Source organism: Frigoribacterium sp. Leaf8, from assembly GCF_001421165.1.
GTDB lineage: Bacteria > Actinomycetota > Actinomycetes > Actinomycetales > Microbacteriaceae > Frigoribacterium.
This window is the reverse complement of record NZ_LMKB01000005.1, coordinates 1,133,637-1,143,872: the sequence shown is the minus strand read 5'-3', so window position 1 is coordinate 1,143,872 and position 10,236 is coordinate 1,133,637. Positions and strand designations below refer to the sequence as shown.

Annotated in this window: 10 protein-coding genes; 7 read left to right on the top strand and 3 right to left on the bottom strand. The window is 72.9% G+C overall.

Annotated features, from left to right (window positions below; translation table 11 throughout):
• Positions 1-90: 90 nt before the first annotated feature.
• Positions 91-1,020: an acetamidase/formamidase family protein gene (locus ASL10_RS09985; protein WP_056047845.1), complete on the top strand. Its 930-nt coding sequence runs from the start codon at positions 91-93 to the stop codon at positions 1,018-1,020.
• 206 nt (positions 1,021-1,226) lie between these two features.
• On the top strand, positions 1,227-1,796 hold the full coding sequence (locus ASL10_RS09980) for a manganese efflux pump MntP family protein (RefSeq protein ID WP_056046758.1): 570 nt from the start codon (positions 1,227-1,229) through the stop codon (positions 1,794-1,796).
• Positions 1,797-1,870: 74 nt separating this feature from the next.
• On the opposite strand, the gene ASL10_RS09975 is transcribed toward ASL10_RS09980, so the two are convergent.
• Positions 1,871-3,376 carry a serine hydrolase gene (locus tag ASL10_RS09975; RefSeq protein WP_056046757.1) on the bottom strand — a complete coding sequence of 502 codons (1,506 nt, stop codon included), beginning with the start codon at positions 3,374-3,376 and terminating at the stop codon, positions 1,871-1,873.
• Between the two features lie 53 nt (positions 3,377-3,429).
• Positions 3,430-4,479 carry a DMT family transporter gene (locus tag ASL10_RS09970; RefSeq protein ID WP_324289754.1) on the bottom strand — a complete coding sequence of 350 codons (1,050 nt, stop codon included), beginning with the start codon at positions 4,477-4,479 and terminating at the stop codon, positions 3,430-3,432.
• A gap of 92 nt (positions 4,480-4,571) precedes the next feature.
• Here ASL10_RS09970 and ASL10_RS09965 point away from each other — a divergent pair, with 92 nt between their 5' ends.
• The 3 genes from ASL10_RS09965 to ASL10_RS09955 all read left to right on the top strand — a co-directional run bounded on the left by ASL10_RS09965 (position 4,572) and on the right by ASL10_RS09955 (position 6,252).
• Positions 4,572-5,147 carry a CGNR zinc finger domain-containing protein gene (locus ASL10_RS09965; protein ID WP_082460336.1) on the top strand — a complete coding sequence of 192 codons (576 nt, stop codon included), beginning with the start codon at positions 4,572-4,574 and terminating at the stop codon, positions 5,145-5,147.
• A gap of 90 nt (positions 5,148-5,237) precedes the next feature.
• Positions 5,238-5,723: a MarR family winged helix-turn-helix transcriptional regulator gene (locus ASL10_RS09960; RefSeq protein ID WP_056046754.1), complete on the top strand. Its 486-nt coding sequence runs from the start codon at positions 5,238-5,240 to the stop codon at positions 5,721-5,723.
• Positions 5,724-5,811: 88 nt separating this feature from the next.
• Positions 5,812-6,252: an OsmC family peroxiredoxin gene (locus ASL10_RS09955; protein ID WP_056046752.1), complete on the top strand. Its 441-nt coding sequence runs from the start codon at positions 5,812-5,814 to the stop codon at positions 6,250-6,252.
• Positions 6,253-6,382: 130 nt separating this feature from the next.
• On the opposite strand, the gene ASL10_RS09950 is transcribed toward ASL10_RS09955, so the two are convergent.
• Positions 6,383-7,441, bottom strand: coding sequence for a magnesium and cobalt transport protein CorA (locus tag ASL10_RS09950; RefSeq protein WP_056046751.1), 1,059 nt, complete (start codon positions 7,439-7,441; stop codon positions 6,383-6,385).
• Between the two features lie 598 nt (positions 7,442-8,039).
• Here ASL10_RS09950 and ASL10_RS09945 point away from each other — a divergent pair.
• Positions 8,040-9,014 (top strand): D-isomer specific 2-hydroxyacid dehydrogenase family protein, encoded by a 975-nt coding sequence (locus ASL10_RS09945; protein ID WP_056046749.1) that lies wholly within the window; start codon positions 8,040-8,042, stop codon positions 9,012-9,014.
• Positions 9,015-9,174: 160 nt separating this feature from the next.
• Positions 9,175-10,122: an aldo/keto reductase gene (locus ASL10_RS09940; RefSeq protein ID WP_056046747.1), complete on the top strand. Its 948-nt coding sequence runs from the start codon at positions 9,175-9,177 to the stop codon at positions 10,120-10,122.
• Positions 10,123-10,236: the final 114 nt, after the last annotated feature.

The window sequence follows — 10,236 nt, the reverse complement described above, 5'->3', positions numbered from 1 at the left end:
GGCGGAACAGGGCTCCATCGTACCGACGGCCCCTGGGCGCGGCACGTCCGGTGGGGCGTCGGTGTCGGCGTCGCGGCCTACGCTCGGACGATGACGACCCACCGCCTCGACCCCCGCACCGACACCGCCCACGAGGTCTTCTCGCGCGACCACGCCCCCGTGCTGACGATCGACCCCGGTGACACGGTCGTCGTGCGCTCGCTCGACGCCTCGGGCCACCTCGAGCCGCAGACCGTGCCCGGCGAGGTCACCCCGTACCTGTTCCCGACGCGGCGGGGTCACGCCCTGACCGGTCCGATCGCCGTCCGCGGGGCACGGCCGGGCGACATGCTCCAGCTCGACCTGCTCGCGCTCACCCCCGACGACTGGGGCTTCACGGTCGCCGCGGCCGCCGACACCCCGATCACCCGCCACCTCGGCCTGGTCGACGCCGAGGCCGCCTGGCTGCTCTGGAGCATCGACCGCGACGCCGGCACGGCCACCGAGAGCCGGGGCCTGCGTCGACCGATCGCGCCCTTCCTCGGCGTCATGGGACTCGCCCCCGCCGAGGCCGGAGAGCACTCGACCATCCCGCCCCGCACCTCCGTGGGCGGCAACATCGACTGCCGTGACCTCGTCGCGGGCACGACCCTCTGGTTGCCGGTGGCGGTCGACGACGCCCTGCTCTACCTCGGCGACGGGCACGCGGCCCAGGGCGACGGCGAGGTCGGTGGCACCGCGATCGAGACCGGCATGACGACGGAGGCGCGGGTCGGCCTCGCCACGGACCGCCCGCTCTCGACGATCCACGCCGAGACCCCCGAGGCGCGCATCACCTTCGGCTTCGACGCCGACCTCAACGTCGCCAGCGGCGACGCACTCGCCGCGATGGTCGAGTGGATGCGTCAGCTCTACTCGCTCGACGCCGCCACGGCGCTGGCCTTCGCCAGCACGGTCGTCGACCTGCGCGTCACCCAGGTCGCCAACCGCACCTGGGGCGTGCACGCCGTGCTGCCCCGCGACGTGCTCGTCCCCGCCTGAGCCGCGCCGCGCCTCCTGACCGTCGGCCGGGGGAGGCGTTCGGCGCGCGACGCCCCGCGCGACGGTTCGCCGACACCACGGATTCGGCGCGCCGAATACCTCTGATCAGGGCTTTTCCGGCCGAGGAGGCGCGTCGAGCATGGCAGGATCGTCAGGTTCCGAGACAGCGGTGTCTCCACCCGACCGTCTCGAAAGGCGCTGCCCCCATGTCGTTCTGGGCCCTCTTCCTCATCGCGCTGGGCGTGTCCGCCGACGCCTTCGCCGTCGCCCTCGGCAAGGGCCTGCACATGACGCGGTTCAACGCTCGTCATGCCGTCGTCATCGCCGTGACGTTCGGCGCGTTCCAGGCGCTGATGCCGCTGCTGGGCTGGCTGCTCGGCTCGACGTTCGCGCAGTACATCGCGCCGTTCGACCACTGGGTCGCCTTCGGACTGCTCGCCCTGATCGGCGGCAAGATGCTCTACGAGGCGTTCTCGTCGGGCGAGGACGACGAGAAGGACACCGACCGGCTGAACCTCCGCGAACTCGCCGTGCTCGCGATCGCCACGAGCATCGACGCCCTCGCGGTCGGGGTGACCCTGGCGTTCCTGCCGGTCTCGATCGGCTGGGCGATCCTGCTGATCGGTGTGACCACCACCGTCCTGACCTTCGTCGGCGTGCTCGTGGGGCGCCGGGTGGGTGCGAGGTTCGGCAAGCCGGCCGAGATCGCCGGTGGCGTGATCCTCATCCTCATCGGCGTGAACATCGTGCTCGAGCACACGGGCGTCCTCGGCTGAGTCCTGCGCCGACCCAGCGACGGTACCCACCGGGGGCGACGGCGCAGCTGGCGTAGTGCGAGGCGCGGGTCGCGTCAGTCGCGCGGCATGCGCAGCTGCGCCAGCGCGGGTGCGTGGAGCGGCTGGGTCTCCCACAAGGCCGTGAAGGTCCCGTCCGACTCGTCGAGCGTGAGGTGCAGGCGGTGCGGCGTCTCGAGGAAGACGAGGTCGACGTGCAGCAGGTCGGCCGACCGGGTGGCACTCGCGGCGACCGGCGCGGCGGAGCCGGCGCCTGAGCCGGCCGCGCCGACCGAGCCGTCGGTGACGACCCAGTCCTCGGCCTCGACCCGGACCACGAGGCGGGAGTCGCCCTCGACGAGGGTGAGCGTCGTCGCGGCGTCGGTCGCGGCGTGCAGGTCGACCAGGGTGAGGTCGGGCTGGTCGTTGCCGTCGGCCGCGGTGAACGACACGAGCCGGTCGGTGCCGGGGGAGTCCTGCTCACCGTCCCGCGCCTCCTCGTCCGCCGGCCGGACGGGTGCGGCGTCGTGCTCGGTGGGACCGGCCACCCCGGGCAGTGCCAGGTCGGCGAGGCGGGACGCCAGGGCGGCGTCGGCCGGGGCGTCGCCGACGCGCGCCGCGTCCGTCCCGAAGGCGGGCAGCAGGTGCGCCCACGCCGCGTCGAGCACGGCCTGCATGTCGAGCGACTGGCCGGTCAGGGCGAGCACGACGTCGTGTTCGGGCAACACGACGGCGAACTGTCCGTAGGCGCCGTCGCCGCGGTAGCCGTGGCGGGCCATCCAGAACTGGAACCCGTAGCCCTGCGCCCAGTCGGGGTTCGACTCGCCCGCGTTCGAGACGTGCGAGCGCGTGGCCTCGGCGACCCACTCGCGCGGCAGCAGCTGCACGCCGTCCCACTCGCCCTGCTGCAGGTACAGCTGGCCGAGGGCGGCGATCGCGTGGGTGGTGGCGTGCAGTCCGCTGAAGCCGAGCTCGCGGCCGGACGCGTCGCGCTGCCACCCGACCTCGCCGATGCCGAGCGGGTCGAGCAGGCGTGGTCGCAGGTACTCGCTCAGCGGCTGGCCCGTGACGCGCTGCACGATCGCGCCGGCGGCGAAGGTGCAGGGCTGGTTGTAGGCGAAGACGGTGCCGGGCTCGTCGTCGGGCGGCGTGAGCAGGAAGCCCCGGACGACGTCGACCGGGTCGACGGCGAGCGCACGGTCGAGGGTCTCGGCGCGGTGCCCGCTGGCCATCGCGAGCACGTGGCGCACGAGCATCGAGCGGCTGCGCGGGTCGGTGACCTCGTCGTCGAGTTCGGGGAAGTGGCCGAGCACGGTGTCGTCGAGCCCCATCAGGCCCTCGGCCACGGCGAACCCGACGGCCGACGACGTGAAGCTCTTGCTCAGCGAGTAGAGCAGGTGGGCGCGGTCGGCCGAGTACGGAGCCCACCAGCCCTCGGCGACGACCTGTCCGTGGCGCAGCAGCATGATGCTGTGCGGCTCGACGCCGGCCGTGGTCTCGAGGGCGTCGACGAACGCGGCGATGCCCGCCGCGTCGACGTTCTGGGCGGAGGGCGTGCTGCGCGGCAGCGTCGTCGGAGTCACCCCCCGACCCTATGCCCGGCCCCGGAGGCGCGGGTCAGGTCGGGTCGAGAGGGTCAGGAGGCGCGGGTCGTGTCGACGACGGGCGGCTCGGCCACCGCGTCGCCGAGGGGCGTCTCGGCCACGGCGTCGGCCACGACCGCGGCCTCGCGGGTGCGTTCGGCCCGGACGAAGCCGATGCCGACCACGATCAGCAGGCCGCCGCCGAGTTGCAGCGGGGTCAAGGCCTCGCCGAGCAGCAGCCAGGCGTAGAGCGCGGCGGCCGCCACCTCGAGCAGGCCGACGAACGACGCCAGGCGGGAGCCGAGCATGCTGCTCGCCGTGATGCTCGTGGCGTACGCGACCGCGGTGGCGACGACGCCGACCACGAGCATCGGCACCCACCACGGCACGATCGCGTCGAACAGGGGCACGTCGGCCGCGGAGGTCGTGAACGGCACGAGGCCGGTCAGTCCCAGCAGTCCCAGCAGCCCGGCGCCGACGAGCAGGCCCGACGCCGCCAGGGCGACCGGGGGCAGGTCGCCGCTCGGCCGGGCGGCGAGCACGAAGTAGGCGGCGCAGCAGACCATCGCCGCCCCCGCCAGGGCGAGCCCGACGGGGTCGAGGGCCACGCCTCCGCTCGGGGCGACGACCAGCAGGAGGCCCGCGAAGGCGATCACGGAGCCCACGAGCACGACGGCCTGCGGGACGCGTCGCGAGGTCGCCCAGGCCACGCCGACGAGCAGCAGCGGAGCGAGGTACTCGACCAGGATCGCGGTGCCCACCGGGATGCGCACCACCGCGGCGAAGTAGAAGACCTGGGTGCCGGCGACGCCGACCACCGCCATGCCGAGCACGCGCCACCGGGCCCGCCAGATCGGACCCAGGCAGCCACGGAGGGCGAAGAGGGCGACGGGGGCGAGCACGACCCCGCCGATCAGGGCGCGGACCGTGACGGCGGCCACGGGACTCCAGCCCGACTCGAGCAACGGCTTGACGAACGGGCCCGAGAAGCCGAACGAGGCGGCGGCCAGCAGGGCGACGAGCAGGCCGGCGGTGGTCGAGGCGGGGCGCCCCGCGGCGAGGGGCGTCGTCGCGATCGTGGTCGTGGTCGCACCGGTGCTCACGAGGACTCCTTGCGTCAGGGCCGTCGTGCACAATGGGTGCTGACGCGCCGTCTCTGTGGCGAGCGTAGAACCGTCCTTGACAAGGAGTCAACTTGCATTTCGCCCCTGACACCGAAGACGTCCTCGAGTTCAACGTCGCCCTGGTCAACACGGGTGCCGGCGCGAGTCGGTCCGGTGGCGACGAGCTCTCGACCCGTGCCGAGCTGACGGCCCTGCTCGACTCGTTCGCCTTCTCGGGCCGCTTCGACCGGGACGACGCCGAACTGGCCTCGGTGCAGGGCGTCCGGGCCGAACTGCGACGCATCTGGACGCTCGAGCGCGACCTGCTCGCCGCCGAGGTCAACCGCATGCTGGCCGACAGCGTCTCGTCGCCCCGGCTCGTGCGACACGACGCCCTCGACTGGCACCTGCACGCGACGAGCGACGACGCGCCCCTGGCCGACCGCATCCGCGTCGAGTCGGCCCTGGCGCTGGTCGACGTCATCCGCACCGACGAGACCGGCCGGCTGCGGGCCTGTGCCGCCGAGGACTGCGACGGGGTCTTCGTCGACCTGTCACGTAACGGGTCGAAGCGGTTCTGCAGCGTCCGCTGCGGCAACCGCGTCAACATGATCGCCTTCCGGGAACGCCGGGCCGACGTCGACCGAGGCGGGTTCGACGTCGACTGAGGCGGGTTCGTCGCCGCCCGTTCCGCGTCACGCAGGATGCCATTCGATTGTGCACAACCAAATCGCGCGCGACGTGCTACAGTCGCCGACATGACGACAGCAGCCGACACGACGACCCCGGGCCCGGCGCCCGTGCTCGACGAGCAGATCTGCTTCGCGCTCTACAACGCCTCGCGTGCCGTCACGGCGCGCTACCGCGACCTGCTCGCCCCGCTCGGCCTCACCTACCCGCAGTACCTCGTGCTGCTGGTCCTCTGGCAGGGCGGCCCGACGACCGTCTCCGAGCTCGGCCACCAGCTGCAGCTCGAGTCGGGCACGTTGTCGCCCCTGCTCAAGCGGCTCGAGGCCCACGGCCTGGTCACGCGCACGCGCTCGGCCGCCGACGAGCGCACCGTCGACGTCGCCCTGACCGACGCCGGGGTCGCGCTCCGCGAGCAGGCCGCCGGCTTCGCCGACCAGATCTGCGGCGCCACCGGTCTCGAGCTGACCGACCTGCAGACGCTGCGAGCCGACATCGCCGCGCTCGCCGCCGCCGTCCGGGCGAACACGGCCGCCCTCACCGACCAGCACCTCTGACCCGCCTCACCGACCGACCAGAACACCCCCGAACACCCCACCCCGGGCCGACCCCGACGTCGGCCCCCTCCACGAAAGAAGGCACCACATGCCCACTCGCACCTCACGCACCGCCTGGAACGGCAGCCTCGAGACCGGCGAAGGCCAGGTCGAGCTCTCGAGCTCGAAGCTCGGCACCTACGACGTCTCGTTCCCCAAGCGTGCCGCCGACGACGCCAACGGCTCCACCAGCCCCGAAGAGCTGCTCGCCGCGGCCCACTCGGCCTGCTACGCCATGCAGTTCTCGGCCGTCCTCGGCCAGGCCGGCGGCACCGTCGAGGCGCTCGACGTCAAGGCCGACGTCTCGCTCGGCCCGGACTCGGCCGGCGGCTTCAAGCTCACCGGCATCGCCCTCACCGTCCGCGGCGAGGTCTCCGGCATCGACGAGGCCGGCTTCCTCGAGGCCGCCCAGAACGCCAAGGAGACGTGCCCCGTCTCGAAGGCCCTCACCGGCGTCGAGATCACGCTCGACGCCGCGCTCGAGGCCTAGGCCCCGACCGCAGCACCGCACCGCCTCGTGGACGCAGGAGGCGCGGGTCACCCGACCCGCGCCTCCTGCGTTCGCTGCGTCACCGGCTCGACGGCGTCACCGGCCCGACGGCGTCACCGGTGCGACGGCGTCAGAGCCACTTCTTCCACTTGAAGACGCCCCAGATGCTCGCGCCGACCGCGACCATGGCGGCGACCGCCATGGGGTAGCCGAACTGCCAGTGCAGCTCGGGCATGTGGTCGAAGTTCATGCCGTAGACGCCGCCGACCAGGGTCGGGGCGAACAGGATGGCAGCCCAGCCCGAGATCTTCTTGACCTCGTCGTTCTGCTGCAGGCCGACCTCCGACAGGCGCCGGGTCTCCTCGTTCTGGGCGAGCCCGGCCTCGGACAGGCGCCGCATCTCGTCGTTCTGCGCCTGGGTGACGAGCGTCGAGTGCACGGTCAGCGCGTTCTCGAGCAGGGCGCGGAACGTGTCGGCGCGCTCGCCGATGCGCAGCACGTGGTCGAGCACGTCGCGCAGCGAGCGCTGCAACTCGACGTCGACGCCGTACTTGTCCGACCCGCGCAGCAGGTTCTCGAGCATCCCGCGCAGCGGGCTCGTCGCGCGCTGGAAGCTGATCACCTCGCGCAGCAGTTCGTAGATGCGCCGTGAGACCTCGGGGTCGCCGCCGAAGAGTTCGTCCTCGATCTCGTCGATGTCCTTCTCGATGCCGGCGACGACCGGGCCGTAGCCGTCGACCACCTGGTCGAGCACGGCGTAGAGGACGGCCTCGGGTCCGAGGGCGAGCAGTTCGGGGTTCGACTCGAGGCGGCGCCGCACCCGACCCAGGTCGGGGTTCTCGGCGTGCCGGATCGTGATGACGAAGCCCGGACCGACGAACACGTGCACCTCGCCGAACTCGACCGTCTCCTCGGCGTCCAGGTAGCGGGCCGAGCGCAGCACGACGAACAGGGTCTCGCCGAAGCGCTCGAGCTTCGCGCGCTGGTGGCCCTTGAGTGCGTCCTCCACGGCGAGCGGGTGCAGCTCGAACTCCTGCGCGATCGAGCGCACCTCGTCGGGGTCGGCGCGGTACAGCCCGATCCAGGCCATGCCCTGGTGTTCGTGCAGCAGCTCGAACGTCTCGTCGAGGTTCGCCGGGCTGTCGGTGCGGTGTCCCGCGACGTAGATGCCGTTGTCGATGAGTGCCATGGTCTGCGCTCCTGCCGTTCGGGGTGCGACGACCGTCCGTCGAGGGACGATGTCGTACCGGTGGTGGTCACGACAGCCGTACGGACGACGGGTGTGCGGTGGGGGCCGGGGCGACGCACACGGGCGACGAGACGACACCGGGGTGTCGGGTCGTCGACGACGTGCGTCGACAGGAGACGTCGGTGCCCGTGGGCCTCGCTCGTGGTCGGTCGGGCCCGGTGCTCAGACGAGCGGGGCGGACGGCGCGATCACGGAGCGATGCCGCGGGGCGCCAGTACTGTCACCAGCCATCGCCGCTCACCTGCCTTCCGTCGTGCTGCCGCCGGGCCCGGTGGGGCCGTGGGCCCGCCTGGGCCGTGGGACAGCGTACCCCCGGGGGCCGCGACCGTCGACCGTCGTGCGACGGGAGCGACGGGAGCGACGGGAGCGACGGGAGCGACGGGTCGGGGTGAGGGGAAGGAGGCGCGTGTCGCCGTTGACCCGTGCCTCCCGCGTCCACGATCGGGTTTCGCGACCTGCAGACGGCGTCACTCTGCCACCGGCTCGACGCAGACACGAGCCTGAGTCGCTTTCGTGACCGGATCGATACGGTGGAGCGATGAGCACCGTCGCCGTCACCGTCCTGCCCTCCGCCTCCGCCACCGCCGACTCCGAGGCGTCGTCCGGTGACGCCTGGGGCGTCGCCCCCGCGACGAGGGCGGTGGACGCGACCGACGCCCGCCTGGTCGAGCTCGGCGACGAGACCGACATGATCGTCCTCGGTGGCCGCGTCGACCAGGACGCCCTGCGCGCGGCGATCGAGGAGCACCCCCGCGTCCGCGTCGTCCAGCTGCCGAGCGCCGGGGTCGACGCCTACGTCGAGACCATGCAGGCCACCGCCCGCGACGGCCTGGTCTTCACCAGTGCCAAGGGCGCGTACAGCGCACCCGTGGCCGAGCACGCCCTGGCGCTGACGCTGGCGACGCTGCGCTCCCTGCAGATCAGGGCCCGCGCCTCCTCGTGGGAGCGCGAGCAGCGCGGCATCTCGCTGAACGGAGCGTCCGTCACCATCGTCGGGGCCGGCGGCATCGGCACCGAGCTGCTGCGGCTGCTGCAGCCGTTCGACGTCGAGGTGACGATGGTGCGCCGCACCGACGAGGCCGTGCCGGGTGCCGCCCGGACGATCACGGTCGACCGCCTGGCGGAGGTCCTGCCGACGAGCGACGTCGTCGTGGTCGCCGCGGCCCTCACCGACGGCACTCGCAGCCTGCTCGGTGCCGCCGAGTTCGCCGCCATGAAGGACACGGCCGTGCTCGTCAACATCGCCCGCGGCCCGCTCGTCGACACGGACGCGCTCGTGACGGCACTCGCCGAGGGGCGGATCGGAGCCGCGGGCCTCGACGTGGTCGACCCCGAGCCGCTGCCCGACGGTCACCCCTTGTGGGCCGAGCCCCGTGCGCTCGTCACCCCGCACCAGGCGAACACGAACGACATGACCGAGCCGCTGTTCCAGGCCCGCGTCGAGGCGAACATCCGCGCGCTCGCCGAGGGCGGCGACCCCGAGGGCGTCGTCGACGTCGAGCAGGGGTACTGAGCGCGCACACGGGAACGCCGCGGACCTGGGAGCAGCGCGCGGCCGGGAACGCCGCGCACGCGGCAACGCCGCGGACCTGGGAACGAACCCGCGCCGCACGCGTTAGACCTGGGTAGTCGCCGCGCCGACCCGACGCGACGTTCGCGAAAGGAACCCCCGCATGCCCCTCATCGGAACATCCGACCTCGACGTCTTCCCCCTCGCCCTCGGCGGCAACACCTTCGGCTGGACCAGCGACGAGGCCGAGTCGCACTCGGTGCTCGACGCCTTCGTCGCCGGCGGCGGCAACTTCGTCGACACGGCCGACGTCTACTCGGCCTGGGCCGACGGCAACTCGGGCGGTGAGTCCGAGACGGTCATCGGCACCTGGCTCGCCCAGGGTGGTGCCTCGCGTCGCGACCAGATCGTGCTCGGCACCAAGGTCAGCCAGCACCCCGAGTTCCCCGGGCTCGGCGCCGCCAACGTCGCCGCCGCGGCCGACGCCTCGTTGACCCGCCTGCAGACCGACCACATCGACCTGTACTGGGCGCACTTCGACACCGGCGACGACCTCGCCGAGACCCTCGGCGCCTTCGACGCGCTGCAGAAGGCCGGCAAGGTGCGGCACGTCGGCATCTCGAACATGTCGCCCGAGCGCATCACCGAGTGGGTCGAGATCGCGCGCCGCGAGGGATTCGCGGCCCCGGTCGCCCTGCAGCCGCACTACAACCTCGTGACCCGCAAGTCCTACGAGCGCGACCTGGCTCCGCTGGCCGCCCTGAACCAGCTCGGCGTGACGCCCTACTTCTCGCTCGCCGCGGGCTTCCTCACCGGCAAGTACCAGAGCCGTGACGACATCGCCGGGGCCCGCAGCGGCAACGTCGAGGGCTACTTCAGCGACGAGGGGCTCGACGTCGTGGCCGCCCTGCGCGACATCGCGAGCGCCCACCAGGTCGAGATCGCCACGATCGCCCTCGCCTGGCTGCAGGCGCAGCCCCGCGTCGTCGCCCCGATCGCCAGCGCCCGCACCCTCGAGCAGCTGCCCGCGTTGCTGGCCAGCGCGAGCGTGGCCCTCAGCGCCGACGAGCTCGCCGCCCTCGAGACCGTCTCGGACCGCGTGGCCGAGTAGCGCCTCCCGAACCGACGACCCGCGCCTCCGGGGCCGCCTCGGCCCGCGACGAGCGGGGGAGCGACGGACCCCGGGGGCGCGGTGCGTGCAGCACCGTCGGCGTACGGTCGAGCG

Bases quoted from the DNA above. Each gene is read 5' to 3' on its own strand.
- ASL10_RS09950 (WP_056046751.1), bottom strand. From the start codon at position 7,441: ATGGCACTCATCGACAACGGCATCTACGTCGCGGGACACCGCACCGAC.
- ASL10_RS09985 (WP_056047845.1), top strand. From the start codon at position 91: ATGACGACCCACCGCCTCGACCCCCGCACCGACACCGCCCACGAGGTC.
- ASL10_RS09945 (WP_056046749.1), top strand. From the start codon at position 8,040: ATGAGCACCGTCGCCGTCACCGTCCTGCCCTCCGCCTCCGCCACCGCC.
- ASL10_RS09980 (WP_056046758.1), top strand. From the start codon at position 1,227: ATGTCGTTCTGGGCCCTCTTCCTCATCGCGCTGGGCGTGTCCGCCGAC.
- ASL10_RS09960 (WP_056046754.1), top strand. From the start codon at position 5,238: ATGACGACAGCAGCCGACACGACGACCCCGGGCCCGGCGCCCGTGCTC.
- ASL10_RS09955 (WP_056046752.1), top strand. From the start codon at position 5,812: ATGCCCACTCGCACCTCACGCACCGCCTGGAACGGCAGCCTCGAGACC.
- ASL10_RS09940 (WP_056046747.1), top strand. From the start codon at position 9,175: ATGCCCCTCATCGGAACATCCGACCTCGACGTCTTCCCCCTCGCCCTC.